This is a genomic window from Actimicrobium sp. CCC2.4 (assembly GCF_034347385.1).
In the GTDB taxonomy this organism is placed as follows: domain Bacteria; phylum Pseudomonadota; class Gammaproteobacteria; order Burkholderiales; family Burkholderiaceae_D; genus Actimicrobium.
The window spans coordinates 2,353,897-2,377,668 of the sequence record NZ_CP133777.1 but is presented as its reverse complement, the minus strand read 5'-3'; the positions used below and the strand labels follow the sequence as shown (position 1 = coordinate 2,377,668).

Below are 23,772 nucleotides of genomic sequence, written 5' to 3'. Positions count from 1 at the left end.
GGAAGACCGCGCGGTTCACTCACTCGAAGGAATCCTGCATGCAAAATTTTGACTACGCCAATCCAACCCAGATCCTGTTCGGCAAAGGCCGCATTGCCGACCTCGCCAAAGTTGTTCCTGCCGATGCGCGCGTTCTGCTGCTGTTCGGCGGCGGCAGCATCCGCAACAATGGCGTCCTCGATGAAGTGCATGCCGCGCTGGCTGGCCGCACATTCCATGAATTTTCCGGCATCGAACCTAACCCGAGCTACGAAAATCTGATGCAAGCCGTCGAACTGGTGCGCAATGAAAAAATCACCTTCCTGCTCGCCGTCGGCGGTGGCTCCGTCATCGATGGCACCAAGTTCATCGCAGCGGCAGCGAACTTTGAGGGAGAACCATGGGCCATCCTCGAAAAAGGCGGTCGCAACGTCAGCAGCGCCCTGCCCTTTGGCGCGGTACTGACCCTGCCGGCTACCGGCTCGGAAATGAACAGTGGCAGCGTGGTCACGCGCAAATCGATCAAGGCCAAAATGGCGTTTTCGAGCAAGCATTGCTTCCCGCTGTTTTCCATCCTCGACCCGACCAAGACCTTCACGCTGCCCACCCGCCAGATCGGCAATGGTGTCGTCGATGCGTTCGCGCACGTGATGGAACAGTACATGACCTATCCGGCCAACGCGCCGGTCCAGGACCGCTTCGCCGAAGGTATCTTGCAAACCCTGATCGAAGAAGGCCCGAAAGCACTCGCCACGCCGGATGATTACGACGTGCGCGCCAACATCATGTGGTGCGCCACGCTGGCCCTGAACGGCCTGATCGGTGCCGGCGTCCCACAAGACTGGTCCACCCACATGGTCGGCCATGAACTGACCGCGCTCTACAACCTCGACCACGCCCAGACCCTAGCTATCGTGCTGCCGTCGATGCTACGCGTGCGCAAGGAAGGCAAGCGCGCCAAGCTGCTGCAATATGCAGCACGCGTCTGGCAAATCACCGAAGGCGACGAAGACACCCGCATCGAAGCGGCCATCGCCAGGACCCAGGAATTTTTCGAGCAGATGGGTGTTAAAACGCGCTTGTCGGACTATGACCTGAAGGCCGAAGTCGTTGAGGAAGTGCTGGCGCAACTCGGCGCGCACAAGATGACAACGCTGGGCGAGCGCCGTGATGTGACATTGGAAGTGAGCCGGAAGGTGCTGGAACTGAGCTTGTAGATTGGAGTGTTCGGCGTGACCAACGGACGGTCTTGCCCGAGCTTGTCTGCGACGCTTAAACTGATTCGCCGCAGACAAGATATCCATTCAGGTACTAACACGCATCGTGAAGCCGTAGTCCGGACCCTTCAATCCCAAGTGCCAGACCTGCTAGCGGTCTATGTCTTCGGGAGCCGTGCTCAGAATACTGCAGGAGCGGGAGGCGACCTCGATCTGGCAATGCTGGTCTCCGGCTATGCCGATGCATTGACCTTGTTCGATTTGGCCGGTGACCTGGCCGACATTGCAGGTTGTCCAGTCGATCTACTCGACCTACGTGCAGCGTCAACTGTCATGCAACACCAGATACTGACCACCGGCGTGCGCTGGTGGTCCAAGGATAGCCAGGGCGCCCTGTACGAAACGGCCGTACTGAGCGACAAAACCGAGCTCGACAGCGCCCGTGCCGGCTTGCTGGCCGACATACAACAAAGAGGAACAGTGTATGGTCGATGCCGTGCTGATCAACAAAGCCGCCACCATTGAGCGGTGCGTGGCGCGGGCACGCGAGGAATATTCCCGCGATCCCGCCAGCTTTGCGATCGATTTTACCCGGCAGGATGCCGCCATCCTCAATATTCAGCGCGCCTGCGAAGCGGCGCTAGACATGGGCCAACACCTGATACGGCGCGAAAAATTAGGCGTCCCGCAAAGCGCGCGGGATGTTTTTACGCTGCTGGCGCAAGGTAACTGGATTGACGCAGCGCTGGCCGATAATCTGAAGCGGATGGTTGGTTTTCGCGATATCGCCGTGCATGACTATCAGACTCTGCAACTACCCATCACCGTCAGCATCATCACGACGCATTTGCATGAACTTCTGGATTACAGCAGCACTGTACTTTTACGGGATGCAGCGCCAGCGGGAAGTTAAGCAGCTCGCTCATGCGGGAGGCAGTCAGTCCGATTTCCATTAGCAGGTCCGTAAGCAGTTGAACCGGAACGCCTTGACGCTCGAGTGAAATCAACGACAACGACAACGACAACGACAACGGCGACGCCATCGACACCAGCGGGGCGAAGTTGCGGATCGTGTCCTTGCCGGGGTGATACGCCAGATATTGAAGTAGTGCTGACATTAAACCTCCGGTCTTCAACAGAAAATCCGCACCCTGCTAAACCGATGCGCCTTCAGCAAGCATTTCGGAAACTTGACGGAAGGCCGCTGAAACACCGCCCTACCGGTGATAAATCAACACCACCGCCTCCGCCGCCATCCCCTCCTCGCGCCCTACAAACCCCATCCGCTCATTGGTCTTGGCTTTCACGTTGATCCGCCCTGCCGGAATGCCAATGGCTTCGGCGATGATCGTCACCATCTGCGGGATGTGCGGTGCCATCTTCGGTGCCTGCGCAATGATCGTGGCATCGACGTTGCCGACCGCGTAGCCGGACTGATGCACCCGCAACGCGATCTCGCGCAGCAGCGCAATCGAATTGGCACCGGCAAAGGCCTTATCCGTATCCGGAAAATGCTTGCCGATGTCGCCCAGCGCGGCAGCGCCGATCAGTGCGTCGGTGATGGCATGCAGCAGCACGTCGGCATCGGAATGCCCCATCAAACCGGTCGGGTGCGGAATCAGCACGCCGCCGACAATGAGCTTGCGGCCGGCGACGAGCTGATGGCAGTCGTAGCCCTGACCGATACGAAACGGAGGAGGAGTGTTCATGGTGTTCCATTCAAAATGAGAGTGGCGAGCGCGGCGTCTTCGGCCAGCGTTACCTTGAAATTACGAGTACTGCCCGGCACCAGCAGCGGCTGCAGGCCGAGCGCTTCGATGGCGCTGGCTTCGTCGGTGACGTCCTGCGCCAGAGTGAGTGCGGTTTTCAGTAATTCATGACGGAACATCTGCGGTGTTTGCGCGGCCCACAAACCCGACCGTGCGACGGTCTGCCCGACGCGCTCGCCGTCGCTGCGCTTGAGCGTGTCGGCCACCGGCAGGGCCAGCAACCCGCCGACGGCATCCTCGCCCACCGCAGCGATCAACTGATCGATCATTGCACCAGTCAGGCCGGGCCGCGCCGCATCATGCACGAGCACCCAGTCCTGCGCGTCGGCCGGCACAAGCTGCAAGCCATTGAGCACCGATTGCTGGCGCGTCGCGCCGCCCGCCCGCAACAGCGTAACGCGGTCGTACAAGTGCGGCGCATCGGCCAGCAACGCATCGATATAACCGTCGTCCGGACTCACTACCAGATACGTGTGCGCGATCACCGCGGCACCGGCAAAGGTATCGAGTACATGGCGCAGCATCGGCAACGCACCCAGCTGAAGATACTGTTTGGGACACGTGCCACCCATGCGGGCACCGATGCCGGCGGCGGGGATCAGGGCAAAATAACGTGACGAAAAACAAGGAGAAGTTCGGACTGTAATGATGGCTACTCACTATGGGAAGAGTTCGCCGCCGGTATCGGCGGTGTGGAAACGGTTCGACTACGCATCGACTATAATCGCAACTTACTTTTTTAGTGTCAATTCCATGCCGGCGAGCCATTTTCCGGCTAATAACTCACCTCCCCCGATGGCATTCCAGCTGATTCAATCCCTTCCGAAACCGGGCCACCGCTTCGTCCTGCCCGGCTTGCACGGTTCTTCCGATGCATGCGTGCTGGCGCAAGCCGGCGCGGCACTCAAAGCCCAGAACAAAATGCTGGCCGTCGTCGTGGCTAACGCCGCCGATGCGCAGCGCCTGCTGACCGAGATCCCGTGGTTCGCGCAAGAAGGCGAAGCCGCGCTGCGCTGCCACTTGCTGCCGGACTGGGAGACGCTGCCCTACGACGCATTCTCGCCGCATCAGGACCTGGTCTCGGAACGGCTGGCGACACTATACGAAGTGCAGAACGGCCAGTGCGATGTGTTGATCGTGCCGGCCACCACGGCACTGGTACGGATGGCACCGCCGTCGTTCCTGGCGGCGTATACCTTCTTTTTCAAGCAGGGCGAAGTGCTCGATGAAGCCCGCCTGAAAACCCAGCTGAGCCTCGCCGGCTACACACCGGTGTCGCAAGTGATGTCGCCCGGCGAATACTCGGTGCGCGGCGGCCTGATCGACCTGTTCCCGATGGGCTCGGCGTTGCCCTACCGGATCGACCTGTTCGGTGACACCATCGACACCATCCGCACCTTCGACGCCGATACCCAGCGTTCGCTGTATCCGGTGCGCGAAGTGCGTCTGCTGCCGGGCCGCGAATTCCCGATGGATGACCTCGCCCGTACCGCATTTCGCGGTCGCTGGCGCGAAATCTTCGAAGGCGATCCGTCGCGCTCGTCGGTCTACAAGGACATCGGCAACGGCATCGCTGCCGCCGGTATCGAGTACTACCTGCCGCTGTTTTTCGAAGACACCCGCACGCTGTTCGATTACCTGCCCGAAGACACCACGTTTGCACTGAGCGGCGACATCGATGGCGCGATCGGTCGCTTCTGGAATGACACGCGCTCGCGCCACAACTTTCTGAAGTCCGACCGCGAACGGCCGATCCTGCCGCCGGACCAGTTATTCCTGACCGACGAAGAATTTTTTACGCGCACCAAGTCCTTTGGACGCTGGATTTTGCGCACTGATGACGAGCCATCCGAGCTGTCGGCGCCACTGCCCAACATCGCCGTCAATCGCCGCAGCGATGACCCGCTGATCAACCTGCGCAGCTATCTGCTGTACAGCGCGAAGCGCGTGATGATCTGCGCCGAAACCAATGGCCGGCGCGAAACGCTGCAGCAGTATTTCAATGAATACCAGCTCGAACTGACGCCGTGCGAAGGCTATGCCGGCTTCGTCGCAGGCTCGGCCAAACTGATGCTGGGCGTGGCGCCGATGCATGCCGGCTTCGAGCTGGGCGAGGCACTTGGCAATGTGGTCTTCATCACCGAAACCGAGCTCTACGCCGGATCGGGTCGCCGCGTCGGCCACAAGAAACAGGAAGCCGCCACCCAGGTCGAGTCGATGGTGCGCGACCTGTCCGAATTGAAAATCGGCGACCCGGTCGTGCACAGCAACCACGGCATCGGCCGCTACATGGGACTGGTCAGCATGGACCTCGGCGAAGGCGAAACCGAATTCCTGTATCTGGACTATGCAAAGGAAGCCAAACTCTATGTGCCGGTGTCGCAACTGCACGTGATCTCGCGCTATTCGGGTGCCTCGCCGGAAGACGCACCACTGCATTCGCTGGGCTCCGGCCAATGGGAAAAAGCCAAGCGCCGCGCGGCCCAGCAAATCCGTGACACCGCTGCCGAACTGCTGAACTTGTACGCACGCCGCGCACTGCGCAAGGGTCATGCATTCGAGTTTTCGGCCCATGACTACGCCAACTTTGCCGACAGCTTCGGCTTCGAGGAAACCGTCGACCAGGCCGCCGCGATCAACGCCGTCATCGGTGATATGACCAGCGGCAAACCGATGGATCGCCTGATCTGCGGCGACGTCGGTTTCGGCAAGACCGAAGTCGCATTGCGCGCAACCTTCGTCGCCGTCCTCGGTGGCAAGCAGGTCGCCATCCTGGCACCGACCACGCTGCTGGCAGAGCAGCATGCGCAGACCTTCGCCGACCGCTTCGCAGACTGGCCCGTGAAGATCGCCGAGCTGTCGCGTTTCCGCTCCGGCAAGGAGATAAACACTGCCATGAAAGGAATGGCCGATGGCACGCTCGACATCGTCATCGGCACGCACAAGCTGCTGTCGGACGACGTCAAGTTCGAGCGCCTGGGACTGGTCATCATCGATGAAGAACACCGCTTCGGCGTGCGGCAAAAAGAAGCGCTGAAAGCCTTGCGCGCCGAAGTTGATGTGCTGACGCTGACGGCCACGCCGATCCCGCGCACGCTCGGGATGGCGCTCGAAGGCTTGCGCGATTTCTCGATCATCGCGACCGCGCCGCAAAAGCGGCTGGCGATCAAGACCTTCGTGCGCAGCGAAGGCGAATCCGTGATCCGCGAAGCCTGCCTGCGCGAACTCAAGCGCGGCGGCCAGGTGTACTTTCTGCACAATGAAGTCGACACCATCGAGAACCGCAAGCAGATGCTAGAAGCGCTGCTGCCGGAGGCTCGCATCGGTGTCGCCCACGGCCAGATGCACGAGCGAGAACTCGAAAAAGTCATGCGCGACTTTGTGGCTCAGCGCTTCAATATCCTGCTTTGCACCACCATCATCGAAACCGGCATTGATGTGCCGACCGCTAACACCATCATCATGCACAGGGCCGACAAGTTCGGCCTGGCGCAGCTGCATCAACTGCGCGGCCGCGTCGGTCGATCGCATCATCAAGCGTATGCGTATCTGCTGGTGCATGACGTGGCCGGCCTGACCAAGCTGGCGCAACGCCGGCTGGACGCGATCCAGCAGATGGAAGAACTCGGCAGCGGTTTCTATCTGGCGATGCACGACCTCGAAATCCGCGGTGCCGGCGAAGTCCTCGGCGACAACCAGTCCGGCGAGATGACCGAGATCGGTTTCCAGATGTATTCGGACATGCTCAACCTGGCGGTGCGCTCGCTGCGTAATGGTAAGGAACCCGACCTGGCCGCACCGCTGGCCTCGACCACAGAAATCAATCTGCATGTGCCGGCACTGTTGCCGGCCGAGTATTGCGGCGATGTGCATGAGCGGTTGTCGCTCTACAAGCGCCTGGCCAGCTGCAACGACGCCGACAAGATCGACGACCTGCAGGAAGAGATGATCGACCGCTTCGGCAAGTTGCCCGAACCGGCCAAAGCGCTGGTAGAAACGCACCGGCTGCGCGTGCTGGCCAAGCCGATCGGCATCATCAAGATCGATGCCCACGGCGAAGCCGCGCAACTGGTGTTCGAGCCGAATCCGCCGATCGATGCGATGCGCATCATTTCACTGATCCAGAAGAACCGGCACATCAAGCTCAATGGCCAGGACAAGCTGCGCATCACCGCCAGCATGCCTGACCTTGCCGCACGCGTTTTGCAGATCAAGACCACCATCCGCGCGCTGGTTGGCTGAACCAGCAGGCTGACACACCATTTAATTGCACACAATGAATCTAATCCTTCAAGGCCTTACCGCCGAACGCAACGTCATCGACCGCATCGCCGCACTGGCTGGTGCAACCGGCATCGTCGCACTCACTGCCACCGCGTTTCGCTGCGAAGGCGTGACGCAAACGGCCGACATCAAGGCTGCCGTCGATGCTGCCTGCCTGGCTGCGCAACTCGATTACGCCTTCGTCAAAGCCAGCCTGCAACTGGCAGACTTCAAGCTGCTGGCAATGGACATGGATTCGACGTTGATCACAATCGAATGCATCGACGAGATCGCCGACATGCAAGGCCTTAAACCGCAAGTGTCGGCCATCACCGAAGCAGCGATGCGCGGGGAGATCGAATTCAACGACAGCCTCACGCGCCGCGTGGCGCTGCTGGCCGGGCTGGATGCGTCGGCACTGCAACGGGTGTTCGATGAGCGCCTGCAGTTGTCGCCGGGTGCCGAAAACATGCTGGCAGCAGCCAAGGTGGCGGGCTTGAAAACCTTGCTGGTGTCGGGCGGGTTTACTTTTTTCACCGACCGTATCAAACAGCAGCTCGGATTGGACTACGCCCATTCAAACGTGCTGGAAATCGTCGATGGCAAACTGACCGGCCGTGTAGTCGGCGGTATCGTCAATGCCGAACAAAAAAAACTGACCGTTGCGCACCTCTGCGCCGAACTCGGCACCACGCCAGCGAACGCCATCGTCATGGGTGATGGTGCCAATGACTTGCAGATGATGGGTATTGCCGGGATGTCGGTGGCGTTTCGTGCCAAGCCGGTGGTGCGGGCGCAGGCGGATGTGGCACTCAATTTTGTGGGGCTTGACGGGATACTGAATCTGTTTAGGTAATTCTTTACTGCATGTATTGCCACATCAAGGAACCGAACCATTCGCACAGTCACTCATGCCCAGATCAACCAGCACGAGAGACATCGAGATGGGCAATTTTCTTCAAAAAATACCGTGCATGTCAGCATGCGCCATACAACGCAATGCGACCGCTGTTGAAGCTGCATTAGCGCCCACCATCGATATTCACAGTCTCGACGCACCGATGCTAATCCAGATTGCCGGGCGCCTGCATGCCGCTGATCGCAGCAATTTTCGACTTATCTCAAGAACCTTCAGAACAATCGGCGCTGAAGCCTGCAAAGCGATTGCGGTCCGGGTTCCGGTCGATCTGCGCGACGCACTGCGGGCTTTCCGTGCCGGTGGCCTGACCGGTCTGGACTTGGCGAACGGTAATTTTAATGATCACGACTTGCGTCTGATTCAAACCGAGTTGCCGACGTTCCTGCAGCGCATCCAACATCTGGACTTAAGCAACAACAGCCATCTCACCGCGGCGGGACTCGCCGCGCTGGCGCCCCTGACTGGGCTGACAAAAATCGATATGGGACATTGCACCGGAATTGGTGATGCCGCACTAGCGCACTTCGCCAACATGAAGTCATTGACGCAACTGGATTTACGATACTGCACAGGTGTCTCAGATGCAGGTCTCCAGCATCTCGCCAACCTGCCGTCCCTGATGCGCTTGAACCTGCAGGGTTGTACCGGCATCACGGCTGCGGGACTGGCTCACTTAAAACAATTGCCGCTAAAGCAGCTCAGCCTGGCAGACTGCCCAGGCATAAGCGATGCAGCGCTCAAACATCTCGGCGGGCACGGCTTGTCCCACCTGTCTCTGAGCGGCTGCGAGGGCTTCGGCGATGCAGGACTCAAGCATCTGGCGGCAGTTCCAGTACGTAATCTGGATTTGTCCCGCTGTACCGGCTTCACAAATGAAGGCTTGATCCATTTAAACCGTGGCACCCTGACCTGTTTGTCACTGAAGGAGTGCAGACAACTTGTCTGGGGTGCCACGTCCAGCCTGGAGCGGCTGTCGCGGCTGCAGCATCTGGATATGGCGGGTTGCTCCGGCCTCGGTGGCGGTAGTCTGATTCCGCTGCGCTACCTGCCATTGCAATCGCTGAATCTGGCAAATACGCCCTTCCTCACCGATAACGCCCTGCTAGGCCTGACTACCATTTCATCGCTACGCAATCTGGACCTTAGTGGCAGTAACAGAATCACAGGGGTCGGCCTGAGCCTGTTGCACCATTTGCCATTGCAGAAACTGAGACTGGCCAATTGCACGGGGTTGACGGATGCCGCGCTGGCGGCATTACCAAGCGCTGTTGCCACGTTACAGGACTTGAATTTGAGTGGCTGTGCAGGGCTTAGGGATGCAGGCCTTGCGCATCTGAGCGGTATGACAGCCTTGCGGTCATTGGATCTGTCATTCAATCCCCATTTTACGGATGCCGGTGCAATGCATCTGCAGGGATTACCACTCAAAACACTGAGCCTGAACGGATGGCAGGAACTCACGGATCGGGGACTTGAATGTTTGCAAGGCATGCCATTGACGACGCTGGAACTGGCGGGATGTCCCAATATCGAGGGTAGCGGACTGGGTCACGTGACCAGCACGTCATTGCGACACTTGACGCTGGCAGATTGCCATCAACTGAACAATGCGTCGCTGCAGCACGTGAAGCACCTCCCCCTGAAAGAGCTGGACCTGTCCCGGTCAACGCTGATCGACGATACCGGTATGAAGCACCTGGCGGTATTACCCCTGACGCACCTTGGTCTAACAAACTGCCACCGGATCACGGATGCCGGACTCGCCCATGTCGCACGAATGCCGATACAAGAACTGCACCTGAATAATTGCGTCCACATCAGCGATGACGGTCTTGCGCATCTCGCCGACAGACGGACGCTTCAACAATTAAGTCTGTTCAACTGCAACCGCATCACCGATGAGGGCATCGCTCACTTGCAGGAACTGCCATTGCAGAAGTTATCTCTGGAGGCTTGCCATCTGCTTACCGATGCCATGCTCAGACATTTAAGCAGCATGCCCTTGCGGCAACTCGAAGTTATAGACTGCCCACGGATCACGCCGGCAGGACTTCGTGCGGCAGGATTGCCTCGTCTCGAGTAAGCCCGCGGCAAGTGCACCGCAACTGTATGCAGTATGCTTTTTTTACACAAAAACGTGATGCCTTAGTCTTGCCGGGTGGACCGGAGGAGCCAACGCAATGCTCATCCGGCCGGGAAGCACGTCTTGCGTTGACTCACATCCGTTCGAAAATCGCTGCAATCCCCTGCCCGCCACCAATACACATCGTCACCAATGCATAGCGGCCGCCGATGCGATGCAGTTCGTTGATCGCCTTGACGGTGATGATCGCGCCGGTTGCGCCGACCGGATGACCGAGCGAAATGCCCGAACCATTCGGATTGACCTTGGCCGGGTCAAAGCCCAGTTCCTGAATGACCGCGCACGCCTGCGCAGCAAAGGCTTCATTGGACTCAATTACATCAAGGTCTTCAACCCGCAAGCCGGCGCGCTGCAAGGCCAGACGCGTCGCCGGCACCGGCCCAATGCCCATGTACAGCGGTTCGACACCGGCGTGGGCATAAGCAACCAACCGGGCCAGCGGCTTGAGGCCGAGCGCTGCCGCACGTTGCGCGTCGGCCAGCACCACCGCACCAGCGCCATCGTTCAGACCGGACGCATTGCCGACCGTGACCATGCCGTCTTTCTTGAAGACCGGCTTCATTTTGGCCAGTGATTCGGCCGAGGTCTCCACGCGTACATGTTCATCGGTATCGAACAGCACGATACCTTTGCGGGTCTTGACTTCGACCGGCACGATCTGGTCCTTGAAGTAACCGGCAGCGATGGCGTGGGCGGCCCGGCGCTGGCTCTCAAGAGCCAGTGCGTCCTGCATCTCGCGCGTGATGTGAAAGCGCTCGGCGACATTTTCGGCGGTCACGCCCATGTGCACCGGTTGCCACGGATCATGCAGGATGCCGGCGACATAATCGACCACGCCGGTATCCCCCATCCGGTTACCCCAGCGCGCCGACGGCATGATGTAAATCCCCCGGCTCATCGATTCGGCACCGCCGCCGATGGCAACCTCAGCATCGCCCAGCATGATGGTCTGCGCCGCCGAGATGATCGCTTGCAGGCCCGAACCGCACAGGCGGTTGACGTTGAAGGCAGGCGTTTCCTGCGGAATGCCGGCATCCATTGATGCGACCCGGCTCAGGTAGGCGTCCCGCGGTTCTGTCGGGACCACATTACCCATCACGACATGGCCGACCGCTGCAGCATCGACGCCTGAGCGCTCCAGCGCGGCGCGCACGGCGGTGGTTGCCAGCGTACACAGCGGTACATCCTTGAGTGAACCGCCAAAAGTGCCGATGGCCGTTCTGGCCAGACCGACGACGACGACTTCGCGTTGTGACATGGAGATCCCCTGAATAATTATTTGTGTGGAGGCGCAGGATAAACCAAAGCGGCCGCCAGGGGCCGCGTGGTTTCAGATCCCGCTCAACAGATCGCCGGCCAGATGTCCGGTGCCATTGAAATAAGTCAGCCCCGTGCCCTTCCCCGAAAACACCACGCCGGTCAACGAGGCATTGCCGATCACGCCGATAAAGTGCGCCAGTGCGCTGTCCGGCAAGCCGGCGACTTCGCACAGTACAGCGGCAATGACGCCGGCAGAAGTCACTGCCAGCACCTTCTGTCCCGGTGCCGTGTCGGCCGTGGCGCGGCGCAACCAGTCTGCCACCGTGGCACGAAATTGCGCAGCGGGCGCGACACCATCGACAACGATGCTGCCGTCAGCCCACAGGCGGATTTCTTCGGCATACAGGCGCAGCCGCGTTGCTGCCGGGACGCTGGCATCGGACAGGACCTGCATGCCGGTACGTTGCTCTGCACCGGCCAGTAATTGCGATCCTTCGGCGAACTCATCGAGGCCATCGTCGATGACCGGAATCGCCCCGCCGATCTCAGCTAATGCCAGCTGGGCAGTAAAGCGATGACGCCGGCGCGGTCCGATCCAGACACGGTCAAAGGTGGTCCCGCGCTGATAAAAAAATTCGCCGGTCGCTTGCGCCTGCAACTGCCCCAGCGATGACAGCTGATCGTAGTCGCTGGCACCGAACGCGGCCTGGCCGTGGCGCAGCAAAGTCAGCTGGCTCATGAGGTTGCGGTGCCCTGCTCTTTTTTGCGTGCCCCGACAAGTTTGTTGGCGATGCTCCAGCGGTGCACTTCGCTCGGGCCGTCATAAATGCGGAACCCGCGCACATCCTTGAAGATCCGCATGACGATGGTCTCAGCGGTCACACCGCGTCCGCCCAGGATCTGGACGCAGCGATCAACCACGCGCCAGATCGCTTCCGAACAGATCACCTTGGTCATGCTCGATTCGATATTGCCGCGACCGCCTTCGTCGAGCACCCATGCGGTATGCAGAATATTGAGCCGTGCCGTATGCAAGTCCATCGCGTTATCAGCCAGCATGAAGCCGACGCCTTCGTGTTCACCCAGCGCTTTGCCGAACGCCTGGCGCTCGCTGGCATAGTCCAGCGCAACGTCATGCGCGCGCTGTGCCTGCCCGAGCCAGCGCATGCAGTGCGTCAACCGTGCCGGTGCCAGACGAATCTGCGCATAGCGAAAACCCTTGCCGATTTCACCAAGTACATCGGTGGCCGGCACCCGCACATTATCAAAACGCAGCACGCCATGGCCACCCGCAAAACAGGAATCGAGCGACTCCATCAAGCGTTCCAGCACGATGCCCGGACGATTCATATCGGACAGGAACATCGTCGCCGAACCGTCTTCCATGCGCGCCATGATGATCGCAAAGCTCGCGCCTTCGGCACCGGTGATGAACCACTTGGTGCCGCTGATCAGGTAGTCGTCGCCATCCTGGATAGCAATGGTTTGCATCATCGACGGGTCGGAGCCGGCACCGGGTGCCGGTTCGGTCATCGCAAAGCACGAGCGGATCCGGCCTTCGACCAGCGGTCGCAACCAACGCTCTTTTTGCGCGGGCGACGCGACGTGTTCCATCAAATGGATATTTCCTTCGTCCGGCGCGTGGATGTTCAGCGCAACCGGACCGAGCGGCGAGTAACCGGCGGCTTCAAACACGGCCGCCTTGGCGACATGGGACAAGCCCAGCCCCCCCAGTTCGACCGACGCATGCGGCGTCAGCAAACCGGCCGCGCGACCGGCAGCGACCAGTTCTTCACGCAGCGATTCGGTAGGACCGTGGCCGGTTTGACGCGGATCATTTTCGAACGGGATGACGACGTCGGCGATGAAACGGCGGGTGCGTTCCTGCAGATCCTTGATTTCAGATGACAGTGAAAAGTCCATGAGTCTCTTTGGTTATTTGAATGAAGTGCGCCAGCATAACAAGCATTGCCGTGTTGCTCTCAAGTGCTGGTAAAGAGACCAGCGTGGTCGATCGCCGGCAGCGCAATCAGCGCGATGTGCAGAAGGCAGACGGACGCGAATTCAGTCTTTCCGAGGCTGGTTTGCCATCGTTCACACCTTGGAAATTAGCTGTCATGATTTCCTAGGTGCGTTCATGTTCCAAGCGTGTTTTCCAACCTATGCGACGATAAAATGACTTGTTTTGCTAGTCATTTTTACTATAGTTGGGCGGCTATAGTCATCTGCCCATAGTCAAATACTGGTGCCTGGAGAATTTATGGAAAACAAGCAAGTTTCTAAGTCTGAGTTCAAATCGAAGGCGTTGGAATATTTTCGGCAGGTCGAGTCATCCGGTCAGAGTGTGATCGTCACCGACCACGGAAGGCCAGCCCTTGAAGTCCGTCCGTACCGCAATATCGACCAAAAACGCAATCCGCTCGATGTTCTCCGGGGCTCGGTCGTCAGTTACGTTGACCCGACTTCTCCCATCGATGTCGATTGGGAGTCGGCGCAATGATTGTGCGGGATACGCACTCACTAATCTGGTGGGTTACTGGTGACAAGATGTTGAGCGACCAGGCGAAAAAAACCATTGAATCGGAAATGTCTGTTCCTGGCGGTCAAATTATTGTCTCGGCAATATCCGCCTGGGAAATTGCAATGCTCGTAGAAAAAGGACGACTCATCCTTTCGATGGATGTTGCGGGCTGGCTCGATGCGGTGGCTGAAATCGATACGGTGAAATTCTGGCCGGTAGATGTTGCGCTTGCATTGAAGTCGGTTGATCTGCCTGGGGAGTTTCACAAAGATCCCGCAGACAGGATGATTGTCGCGACTGCGCGGAAGCTCGCCGCACCGCTCGTGACGAAAGATGAAAAAATTCGAGCATACGAACACGTCAAGTCGATCTGGTGAGCGAAAGAAAATGCCGAAGACCAAATTCGGGTCTGGATATCTTCAACGCAGCGTCGCGTAACGGAGCGAAATCGCTCCGTTACGCGCGCCAACGCATCAAAAATCCACTAAAAGAGCAATATTGATCTGTTATGTCGATAATCCTCGAATCCGTTCTTAACCGATCAATACCGCTCTGTTGCTGCGAACTTTCGCAGACAACAGGCGGCCCTCGACCGGCCTCGTTACCCCCATCACATGCTGCGCCGATACTGCCCGCCCACCTCGAACAGCGCATCGGTAATCTGCCCGAGCGAGCAGACCCGCACCGCATCCATGAGCTTCTCGAACACGTTGCCGTCCTCGATCACCGCTTGCTGCAGCGCGGCCAGCATGGCCGGTGATTCATCGGCATGCAGTGCATGAAAGGCCGCCAGGCGCGCCAGCTGCGACTGCTTTTCTTCATCGCTGGAACGGGCCAGTTCGATGATTTGCGGCGTGTCACTGGCCTTCGGATTGCGGAAGGTATTGACGCCGATGATGGGCAGCGTGCCGTCGTGTTTCTGGTGCTCGTAGAGCATCGACTCTTCCTGGATCTTGCCGCGCTGGTAGCCGGTTTCCATAGCACCGAGTACACCACCGCGTTCGGCAATACGCTCGAATTCCTGCAGCACTGCTTCTTCAACCAGGTCGGTCAGCTCATCGATGATAAAGCTGCCCTGGTTCGGATTCTCGTTCTTGGCCAGACCCCATTCGCGGTTGATGATCAGCTGGATTGCCAGTGCACGGCGCACCGATTCATCGGTCGGCGTGGTGATGGCTTCGTCGTAGGCGTTGGTGTGCAGCGAGTTGCAGTTGTCGTAGATCGCGATCAAGGCTTGCAGCGTGGTGCGGATATCGTTGAAGTCGATTTCCTGCGCATGCAGCGAACGACCCGAGGTCTGGATGTGGTACTTGAGCTTTTGTGAACGTTCGTTGGCACCGTATTTTTCGCGCATCGCCACCGCCCAGATGCGGCGGGCGACGCGGCCCAGCACCGTGTATTCCGGGTCCATGCCATTGCTGAAGAAGAACGACAGATTCGGCGAGAAATCATCGATCTTCATGCCGCGCGCCAGGTAGGCTTCGACAAACGTGAAGCCATTCGACAGCGTGAAACCAAGCTGCGAAATCGGGTTCGCGCCGGCTTCGGCGATGTGATAACCGGAGATCGATACCGAGTAAAAATTGCGCACCAGATGCTGGACAAAATACTGCTGGATGTCGCCCATCACCTTCAATGAAAATTCGGTCGAGAAGATGCAGGTGTTCTGGCCCTGGTCTTCTTTCAGGATGTCGGCCTGCACCGTGCCACGCACATTCTGCAAGACCCACGCGCGGACCTTGGCGGCTTCGTCGGCAGTCGGCTCGCGTGACTTTTCGGCGCGGAACTTGTCGAGTTGCTGGTCGATCGCGGTGTTCATGAACATCGCCAGAATCGACGGTGCGGGACCATTGATGGTCATTGAGACCGAGGTGGTCGGGTCGCACAATTCGAAGCCGCTATAAAGCACTTTCATGTCGTCGAGCGTCGCAATCGAGACGCCCGAATTGCCGACTTTGCCGTAGATGTCAGGACGCACCGCCGGATCGGCACCGTACAAGGTAACCGAGTCAAACGCGGTCGACAGGCGCTTCGCCTCCATCCCTTCAGAGACCAGCTTGAAACGGCGGTTGGTGCGGAAGGCATCGCCCTCACCGGCAAACATGCGGGTAGGGTCTTCGTTTTCACGCTTGAACGGGAACACGCCGGCGGTGTACGGAAACGACCCCGGCACGTTTTCCAGCATCAGAAAACGCAGTATCTCGCCGTGGTCTTCAAAGCGCGGCAAGGCGACCTTGCGGATCTTGGTGCCAGACAGCGTGGTGGCGACCAGGCGAGTGCGGATTTCCTTGTCGCGAATCTTGACCACGTACTCGTCACCGGCGTAGGCCACCTGCATCGCGGGCCAGCCGGCGATGAGTTGCTTGGCACCAGCGTCGAGCCGGTTGTCGCGATCAGTGATCAGGTCGTCCATGTCGACGACCCTGCCGGCTTCGGTCAGCATGCGTTTCGATTCCTGCAATTGCTGGCGTTCGCGCGCCAGCTTGACATTCTTGGCGGTGAAGACGTGATAACCGCGCACGGTGTCGGCGATCTCGGCCAGATAGCGGCTGCGGGCCGGTGGCACGATGGCGTTCTTGCCCGACGAGTGGCGCACGTCAACCGCTGCGAGCTTGCCGGCCTTGACCGGCAAACCGCAGTCAGCCAGCCGTGGCAGCAAGCCTTGATACAAGGCCGTGACGCCATCGTCATTAAAGCGCGATGCCTGCGTGCCGAACACCGGCATCTGCTCCGGCTTCAGGCTCCACAGTTCGCGGTTGCGCTGGTACTGCTTGGCGACATCGCGCAGTGCATCGAGCGAGCCCTTGCGGTCAAATTTGTTGATGGTGACGAAGTCGGCGAAGTCGAGCATGTCGATTTTTTCGAGCTGCGAGGCCGCGCCGAATTCCGGCGTCATCACGTACATCGACAGGTCGACATGCTGGACGATGGCGGCGTCGCCCTGGCCGATGCCGGAGGTCTCGACGATGACCAGATCAAAGCCGGCCACCTTGCAGGCAGCAATCACATCGGGCAGCGCCTGCGAGATTTCGGAACCGGCTTCGCGCGTGGCCAGCGAGCGCATGAAGACGCGGCTGATACCGCCCCAGGGACTGATGGCGTTCATGCGAATACGATCGCCGAGCAGCGCGCCACCGGACTTGCGGCGTGACGGATCGATCGAGATCACGGCGATGTTCAACGCATCATCCTGGTCGAGCCGGATGCGGCGGATCAGCTCGTCAGTGAGCGACGATTTACCCGCGCCACCGGTGCCGGTGATGCCGAGTACCGGCACCTTGATGACGTCGGCAGCGGTATGCAATCCGGTTCTGAGGGCAGCAGAAACGTGATCGTTTTCCAGTGCGGTGATGAGTTGTGACAGCGGCCGCTGACGCTCGATCAGCGAGCCGTTTTGCAGCGGTGCGAGCGTGGTCGGTGCGTAGGTCGACAGGTCGATATCGCAAGCCTGGATCATCGACAGGATCATGCCGACGAGGCCAAGGCGCTGGCCGTCTTCGGGACTGAAAATACGCGACACGCCATACGCGTGCAGGTCGGCGATTTCAGTGGGGACAATTACGCCGCCACCGCCGCCAAAGACCTTGATATGCGCGCCGCCGCGTTCGCGCAGCAGGTCGATCATGTACTTGAAGTATTCGACGTGACCGCCCTGATAACTCGAGATCGCAATGCCCTGTACGTCTTCCTGCAAGGCGGCGGTGACGATGTCGTCGACCGAGCGGTTATGCCCGAGATGGATCACCTCGACGCCATTGGCCATCAGGATGCGGCGCATGATGTTGATCGACGCATCGTGGCCATCGAAGAGCGACGCGGCCGTGACGAAGCGAACCTTGTTGACGACTTTGTATTCGGTCAGTTTCTGGACAACGGAGAGATCGGTCATGGCGGGTCGCTTCACGGAAAGGGTGATCGGGGACGAAAGACAATTTTTTCAGTATAGGAAAATCGGCCACCGATAGCCATGCCGAAAAAAAGCAAACTAATTGGTTGGAATGGTCAACGGGCCATGGCAGGCACGGTGCTTCGCGCTACACTCGCTGCTTGTTTCCGACCGGTCATTTCCCGCACTTCTATGGACAAAGGTAACGTCTCGATTTACTTCGTGCGCTCGGCCCTTGAAGCGGTCATTGCGCGCGGCATCGATCCGGCTGCGCTGTTGCGCAAGGCGGGCATCGCGCCGGTGCTGCTGCAGTCATCGCAAAGTCGCGTGACTGCACAAAATTTCAGCACCCTGTGGCGCGGCGTCGCGCTGGCGCTCGATGACGAACTGTTCGGTCAGGACAGCCGCCGCATGAAGCCGGGCACCTTTGCGATGCTCAGCCGCGGCCTGATTCATTGTCCGACGCTGCGGCTGGCGCTGCTGCAGATGGCGCGGTTTTTCAATCTGATACTTGATGATTTCCAGTGCGCGCTGGAAGTCGATGATCGCCATGCCCATCTGGCCATCCGCGAAACAGCAGGACGAGCGCCCCATGTGTTCGGTATCGAGACGCTGCTGATGATGCAGCATGGCGTCGCGTGCTGGCTGGTGGGCAGGCGCATCGCGATCCGGTCGGCGACGTTTGCGTATCCGGAACCGTCGCGCAGTGCCGAATACCAGCGCATGTACAGCGAACAGTTGTGCTTTGATGCGGATGCAACCCGGCTCTCGTTTGACCTGGCGCATCTGGATTTGCCGGTGATTCAGAACGGCGACAGCCTGAAGGATTTCCTGCGCGGCGCACCGGCCAACATCGTCCTGAAATACAAGAACACGGCCGGCCTGGCCGCGCAAATCCGGCGTCGGCTGCGGGCAGCGGCGCGCACCGAATGGCCTGATTTTGACGTCGTCGCCGACAGCCTGCACATGACGCCGTCGACACTGCGCCGGCGACTGGACGAAGAAGGTCAATCGTTCCAAGCCATCAAGGATCAACTGCGGCGCGATATGGCGGTGGATTATTTATGTCACACCGACCGCAGCATGTCAGACATCGCCGGCGATCTCGGCTTTGCGGAAGCCAGCGCGTTTCATCGGGCCTTCAAGAAGTGGACTGGTGCAAGTCCGGGGCAATACCGGCAGCGGGTGCATGCGCCCTGAACCCTTGAATTTTGCCGACCGTGGCGGCATATCAACCTGAACCGTCCATCCAACGAGGAAGTCAATTCATGTCCCAAGAAATCGTGTTCGACCAGAAAACCGAGTCCATCAAGAACGTCGCCTGGTGGCTGTATATTTTTCATGCACTGAGTCTGGTGTTTGCGCTGGGTGCGTTCTCGTGGATCCCGCTGATCATCAGCTATATCCAGCGCAGTGATGCGGCCGGCACCTTTGTCTATAGCCATCACAACTGGCAGATTGCGTCGTTCTGGTGGTACCTGTTCTGGATTATTGCCGGCGGTTTGTGCTTCATTACCATCATCGGGATTCCGCTGGCTTACCTGATCTGGTTTGGGGCTTGGGCTTGGAAGGCGTACCGGCTGATACGCGGGTTCATTGGTCTGAATAACAACCGGCCGATGCCGGCTTGAGGCGGCACAGGCCCGGCTCAGGCAGACAACGTTGCGAGGGCACGTTCAATATCAGCGATCAGATCCAGCGGATTTTCAAGACCGATATTGAAGCGCACCAGCTGACCGGCATGCTGCCAGCTGTCACGCATGCTGCCGATGCGGTAAGGCACGCACAGGCTGTTGCTGCCGCCCCAACTGAAGCCGATGCGGAACAACTGCAGCGCGTTGACGAAGCGGTCGGTCTGCGCTTCCGTGAAGCGCGCATCGAAGATCACCGAGAACAAGCCGCCGGCGCCGGTGAAGTCGCGTTTCCAGTGGGCGTGCCCAGGGCAATCCTCCAACGCCGGATGTAACACGGTGGTGATTTCGGGACGGCTCTTGAGCCAGCCGGCAATCTGCCGCGCCGCCATATCGTGCGCGTGGAACCGCAAGGGCATCGATGGCAAGCTGCGCAGCACCATGTACACGTCATCCATGCCGACACCCATGCCGAGCCGCATGTGGGCCCGTCCGAGTTGCTGGGCAAGCGCGTCATCACGGGTGAGCACGGCGCCCATCAGCACGTCGGCGCCACCTGACTGGTACTTGGTCAGCGCCTGCATGATGATGTCGACGCCGTGGTCGAAGGCGCGAAAAGCGAGTCCGGCTGACCAGGTATTGTCGATCGCCACCAGCACGCCGCGCGCATGGGCCGCCGCGCACAAGGCCGGGATATCCGGCACTTCCATCGTGATCGAGCCGGGTGCTTCGGTCCACAGCAAGCGGGTATGAGGCTCGATCAGCTCCGCGATGCCGGCACCGATCATCGGATCGTAGAGTCGCACGCTGATACCGTAATCCTGCGCCAGCCATTGCGCCATCTCGCGATTCGGCCCGTAGACATTGTCCGGCAACAGCACGTCGTCGCCGGATTTCAGCAGCCCGAGATTGACCAGTGCAATCGCGGCCAGCCCGCTCGGTGCCAGCAGGCATTGATGCGCGTCTTCGATTTCGGCTAGACGGGCTTCGAGCGTGAACGAGGTCGGTGTGCCGTGCAAGCCGTAGGTGTACGCGTTCTTGTGTTGCCAGCTGCGCGAACGCATCGCGGCAACATCCTTGAAGACCACCGTGGAGGCATGGTGAATGGGCACCGGGAAAGCCGCGAAGCCCTCCGGTGCGATGTAGTTGCTATGGCTCAGCAGGGTTTGCAGGGATTTCGAATGGGTCACGCCGTGCTCTCCTTGAACAGTTGAAATTATTGTGCTTCGCCCCACAAGTCATGCGCGTCAGAGGCAGTGATCTCGACCTCGACAAAGTCGCCGACCTTGAGTTTGCGATGCGGCTCGAACGGGGGCTTGACGTACACGACGCCATCGATTTCAGGCGCATCGGCCGACGAGCGACCAACTCCGCCACTGCCGTCGAGTGCATCGATGAGCACGCGCAGGGTCTTGCCCACCTTGGCCTTGAGACGCTTCGTCGAAATCTGTTCCTGCAGCAGCATCACGCGGCCGCGGCGTTCTTCGCGCAGTTCTTCCGGCACCGGATTATCAAGCGCATTGGCGGTCGCGCCTTCGACCGGCGAGTAGGCAAAGCAACCCAGCCGGTCAATCTCGGCTTCTTTCAGGAAGTCCAGCAGGTACTCGAACTCGGCGTCGGTCTCGCCCGGAAAACCGGCGATGAAGGTCGACCGGATCGTGATGTCGGGACACATCGCGCGCCAGGCCTGGATGCGCTCGATGTTTTTTTCGCCGTTGGCAGGACGCTTCATGCGCTTGAGGACATCGGGATGCGCATGCTGCAATGGCACGTCGAGGTACGGCAGGATGTGCCCTTCGTTCATCAGCGGGATGATCGCGTCGACATGCGGATACGGGTAGACGTAATGCAGGCGCACCCACGCGCCATATTGCTTGGCCAGTTCGCCGAGCGCTTCGACCAGCTGCGTCATGTGGGTCTTGACCGGACGGCCATTCCAGAATCCCATGCGGAATTTGACATCGACGCCATACGCGCTGGTGTCTTGCGAGATCACCAGCAGTTCGCGCACGCCGGCCTTGAACAGGTTTTCGGCTTCGAGCATGACTTCGGCGATCGGGCGCGACACGAGGTCGCCGCGCATCGATGGGATGATGCAGAAACTGCAGCGGTGGTTACAGCCTTCGGAAATCTTCAGATACGCAAAATGCTTGGGCGTCAGCTTGACGCCTTGCGGTGGCACCAGATCCAGGAATGGCGCATGCGGTTTTGGCAGATGAATGTGGACTGCATCCATGACTTCGCCGAGCGCATGCGGACCGGTCACGGCCAGCACTTTCGGATGGACTTTGAGGATGATGTCCTCGCCGTTGGCATCCTTCTTCGCACCGAGGCAACCGGTGACGATGACCTTGCCGTTTTCGTGCAGCGCCTCGCCGATGGCGTCCAGCGATTCCTGGACGGCGGCATCAATGAAGCCGCAGGTATTGACGATGACCAGGTCGGCACCATCGTAGGACTTGGCGGTCTCGTAGCCTTCGGCGCGCAGTTGCGTCAGGATTTGTTCGGAGTCGACCAGCGCTTTGGGACAACCGAGCGAGACAAAACCGACTTTGGGAGCGGTGGCGGGAACAACGGCAACAGGAATGACGACGGAGGAGCTGGACATGGAATAGGGGCGTAAAAAAAGGCACAAAAAGCGAAGCCGCCATTGTACCCTCTGCGCCGCCCCGAACCGGACGGGTTCTTGACGACTTACTTCTTGTTCGCCGGATCCAGCGGATTGAACGGGAATGCACCGAACATCGATTTGGTCTGGGATTGCATCTGCTCCTGCATCTGCACGAACAGGCTCTTGCTCTGTTCGATGTAATTGCTGGTGATGCCTTGCATCATCGGCCCCTGGACATTCATGAACTGGGTCCACATTTCGGGACTGAAGGGTTTGCCTTCGTACATGCCCTTCGAGTTTTCAGTCAGCTTGTTCTGGATATCGATGAAAGCCTGGATGTTTTTCTCGAGGTAGTTGCCCATCATTCCCTGCATCGCATGCCCGTAGTAACGGATGATCTGCGACAGCGCTTCACTGGAAAACATCGGCGAGCCATTCGACTCTTCTTCAAGGATGATCTGCAGCAGGATTGCGCGGGTCAGATCGTCGTTCGTCTTGGCGTCGATGACCATGAAAACTTCATTGTCCAGGACCAGCTGCTTGACATCGACCAACGTGATGTAGGAACTGGTCTGGGTGTCATACAAACGGCGATTCGGGTATTTCTTGATCAGTCGCTCGGCTACTTTTTTAACACTGTTCATAGAAACTTCCACTTATTGCGTCGCAACGCATCATCGTTAATCACTACCGAATTGAACGTTCGTTCTTTTCGGGATCTTCATTATAGGGTCAAACCACCCAGCTACCGCCGCAGTCACCGGAGTTTCTTGTCTTTCGGGAATAAGCCTCTGCACTGCAAAAAAAACTGCCGGCAATCCGTCAGCCCATATGCAAGCCGCCATTGAGTGAAAAGTCGGAGCCGGTTGCATAGCCGCCTTCGTCGGAAGCGATCCAGGCCACGATCGAGGCGATCTCATCGGGCTCTCCGAGCCGCTTGACCGGAATGCCGGCGACGATCTTGTCGAGCACGTCGGCGCGGATGGCCCGCACCATGTCGGTTCCGATATAGCCGGGCGAGACCGTGTTGACGGTGACGCCCTTGGTGGCGACTTCCTGTGCCAGCGCCATGGTGAAGCCGTGCAAGCCGGCCTTGGCGGTCGAATAATTGGTCTGGCCGAACTGCCCTTTCTGGCCATTGACCGACGAGATATTGATGATGCGGCCCCAGCCCTGCGCAATCATGCCTTCGATGACTTGCTTGGTGACGTTGAACAGCGAATTGAGATTGGTATCGATGACCGCATCCCAGTCCGACTTCAGCATCTTGCGGAACTGGCCGTCGCGGGTGATGCCGGCGTTGTTGACCAGGATATCGACCACGCCGACTTCGGCCCGGACTTTCTCGAACGCGGCCACCGTGGAATCCCAGTCAGCCACATTGCCTTCCGAGGCGTGGACCATGCAGCCCTGACTGCGCATGTCAGCCAGCCACTTGTCCTTGCGCGGCGAATTCGGACCGCAACCGGCGATGACCGTGTAGCCCTCCTTGCAGAGCCGCCGGCAAATCGGCGTACCGATTCCCCCCATGCCACCGGTCACGTAAGCGATATGTTGTGCCATGACTCCTCCG

At 59.2% G+C, this 23,772-nt stretch carries 20 protein-coding genes; 10 read left to right on the top strand and 10 right to left on the bottom strand.

The genetic code is table 11. From position 1 onward, the window contains the following. The first annotated feature begins 38 nt into the window (after positions 1-38). The 3 genes from RHM62_RS11080 to hepT all read left to right on the top strand — a co-directional run bounded on the left by RHM62_RS11080 (position 39) and on the right by hepT (position 2,109). Positions 39-1,196, top strand: a complete 1,158-nt coding sequence (locus RHM62_RS11080; RefSeq protein ID WP_322122159.1) for an iron-containing alcohol dehydrogenase — start codon at positions 39-41, stop codon at positions 1,194-1,196. An 81-nt stretch (positions 1,197-1,277) separates the two neighbouring features. Then, on the top strand, positions 1,278-1,721 hold the full coding sequence (gene mntA / locus RHM62_RS11075) for a type VII toxin-antitoxin system MntA family adenylyltransferase antitoxin (protein WP_322125391.1): 444 nt from the start codon (positions 1,278-1,280) through the stop codon (positions 1,719-1,721). Beyond that, positions 1,681-2,109: a type VII toxin-antitoxin system HepT family RNase toxin gene (gene hepT / locus RHM62_RS11070; RefSeq protein ID WP_322122158.1), complete on the top strand. Its 429-nt coding sequence runs from the start codon at positions 1,681-1,683 to the stop codon at positions 2,107-2,109. The genes mntA and hepT overlap by 41 nt, the downstream gene beginning before the upstream one ends. Positions 2,110-2,413: 304 nt before the next feature. Here hepT and ispF read toward each other — a convergent pair whose 3' ends face one another. Both ispF and ispD read right to left on the bottom strand, forming a co-directional pair. Further along, the gene (gene ispF / locus RHM62_RS11065; protein ID WP_322122157.1) at positions 2,414-2,905 is read right to left on the bottom strand and encodes a 2-C-methyl-D-erythritol 2,4-cyclodiphosphate synthase; all 492 of its coding nucleotides are present in this window, start codon (positions 2,903-2,905) and stop codon (positions 2,414-2,416) included. Beyond that, a complete protein-coding gene (gene ispD / locus RHM62_RS11060) occupies positions 2,902-3,615 on the bottom strand; it encodes a 2-C-methyl-D-erythritol 4-phosphate cytidylyltransferase (RefSeq protein ID WP_322125390.1) in 714 nt (237 codons plus the stop codon). The genes ispF and ispD overlap by 4 nt, the downstream gene beginning before the upstream one ends. Positions 3,616-3,760: 145 nt before the next feature. Here ispD and mfd point away from each other — a divergent pair, with 145 nt between their 5' ends. The 3 genes from mfd to RHM62_RS11045 all read left to right on the top strand — a co-directional run bounded on the left by mfd (position 3,761) and on the right by RHM62_RS11045 (position 10,230). Continuing rightward, positions 3,761-7,207: a transcription-repair coupling factor gene (gene mfd, locus RHM62_RS11055; RefSeq protein ID WP_322122156.1), complete on the top strand. Its 3,447-nt coding sequence runs from the start codon at positions 3,761-3,763 to the stop codon at positions 7,205-7,207. A 34-nt stretch (positions 7,208-7,241) separates the two neighbouring features. Then, positions 7,242-8,084 (top strand): phosphoserine phosphatase SerB, encoded by an 843-nt coding sequence (gene serB / locus RHM62_RS11050; protein ID WP_322122155.1) that lies wholly within the window; start codon positions 7,242-7,244, stop codon positions 8,082-8,084. Between the two features lie 88 nt (positions 8,085-8,172). Continuing rightward, a complete protein-coding gene (locus tag RHM62_RS11045) occupies positions 8,173-10,230 on the top strand; it encodes a hypothetical protein (RefSeq protein ID WP_322122154.1) in 2,058 nt (685 codons plus the stop codon). Positions 10,231-10,363: 133 nt separating this feature from the next. Here the strand turns inward: RHM62_RS11045 and RHM62_RS11040 are convergent, their stop codons facing one another. The 3 genes from RHM62_RS11040 to RHM62_RS11030 all read right to left on the bottom strand — a co-directional run bounded on the left by RHM62_RS11040 (position 10,364) and on the right by RHM62_RS11030 (position 13,473). Next, a complete protein-coding gene (locus RHM62_RS11040) occupies positions 10,364-11,548 on the bottom strand; it encodes an acetyl-CoA C-acyltransferase family protein (RefSeq protein WP_322122153.1) in 1,185 nt (394 codons plus the stop codon). A gap of 72 nt (positions 11,549-11,620) precedes the next feature. After that, positions 11,621-12,289: a histidine phosphatase family protein gene (locus tag RHM62_RS11035; RefSeq protein WP_322122152.1), complete on the bottom strand. Its 669-nt coding sequence runs from the start codon at positions 12,287-12,289 to the stop codon at positions 11,621-11,623. Then, complete coding sequence (locus RHM62_RS11030; protein ID WP_322122151.1) at positions 12,286-13,473, bottom strand: acyl-CoA dehydrogenase family protein; 1,188 nt, start codon at positions 13,471-13,473, stop codon at positions 12,286-12,288. Before RHM62_RS11030 ends, RHM62_RS11035 begins: the two co-directional genes overlap by 4 nt. A 337-nt stretch (positions 13,474-13,810) precedes the next feature. Here RHM62_RS11030 and RHM62_RS11025 point away from each other — a divergent pair, with 337 nt between their 5' ends. Beyond that, positions 13,811-14,050: a type II toxin-antitoxin system Phd/YefM family antitoxin gene (locus tag RHM62_RS11025; RefSeq protein WP_322122150.1), complete on the top strand. Its 240-nt coding sequence runs from the start codon at positions 13,811-13,813 to the stop codon at positions 14,048-14,050. Next, entirely contained in the window at positions 14,047-14,448 is a 402-nt protein-coding gene (locus RHM62_RS11020) for a type II toxin-antitoxin system VapC family toxin (RefSeq protein WP_322122149.1), read from the top strand. The genes RHM62_RS11025 and RHM62_RS11020 overlap by 4 nt, the downstream gene beginning before the upstream one ends. 233 nt (positions 14,449-14,681) lie before the next feature. Here RHM62_RS11020 and icmF read toward each other — a convergent pair whose 3' ends face one another. Continuing rightward, positions 14,682-17,960: a fused isobutyryl-CoA mutase/GTPase IcmF gene (icmF, locus tag RHM62_RS11015; RefSeq protein WP_322122148.1), complete on the bottom strand. Its 3,279-nt coding sequence runs from the start codon at positions 17,958-17,960 to the stop codon at positions 14,682-14,684. A 189-nt stretch (positions 17,961-18,149) separates the two neighbouring features. Between icmF and RHM62_RS11010 the strand changes: the two genes are divergently transcribed. Together RHM62_RS11010 and RHM62_RS11005 are read left to right on the top strand one after the other, a co-directional pair. After that, entirely contained in the window at positions 18,150-19,157 is a 1,008-nt protein-coding gene (locus RHM62_RS11010; RefSeq protein WP_322122147.1) for an AraC family transcriptional regulator, read from the top strand. A 68-nt stretch (positions 19,158-19,225) separates the two neighbouring features. Beyond that, complete coding sequence (locus RHM62_RS11005; RefSeq protein ID WP_322122146.1) at positions 19,226-19,588, top strand: hypothetical protein; 363 nt, start codon at positions 19,226-19,228, stop codon at positions 19,586-19,588. 17 nt (positions 19,589-19,605) lie between these two features. On the opposite strand, the gene RHM62_RS11000 is transcribed toward RHM62_RS11005, so the two are convergent. The 4 genes from RHM62_RS11000 to phbB form a co-directional block, all read right to left on the bottom strand. Continuing rightward, on the bottom strand, positions 19,606-20,778 hold the full coding sequence (locus RHM62_RS11000) for a cystathionine beta-lyase (protein ID WP_322122145.1): 1,173 nt from the start codon (positions 20,776-20,778) through the stop codon (positions 19,606-19,608). A gap of 26 nt (positions 20,779-20,804) precedes the next feature. Further along, positions 20,805-22,196, bottom strand: a complete 1,392-nt coding sequence (rimO, locus tag RHM62_RS10995; RefSeq protein ID WP_322122144.1) for a 30S ribosomal protein S12 methylthiotransferase RimO — start codon at positions 22,194-22,196, stop codon at positions 20,805-20,807. Between the two features lie 86 nt (positions 22,197-22,282). After that, positions 22,283-22,843, bottom strand: coding sequence for a polyhydroxyalkanoate synthesis repressor PhaR (gene phaR / locus RHM62_RS10990; RefSeq protein WP_322122143.1), 561 nt, complete (start codon positions 22,841-22,843; stop codon positions 22,283-22,285). A gap of 178 nt (positions 22,844-23,021) precedes the next feature. Then, the gene (gene phbB, locus RHM62_RS10985) at positions 23,022-23,762 is read right to left on the bottom strand and encodes an acetoacetyl-CoA reductase (protein WP_322122142.1); all 741 of its coding nucleotides are present in this window, start codon (positions 23,760-23,762) and stop codon (positions 23,022-23,024) included. Positions 23,763-23,772: the final 10 nt, after the last annotated feature.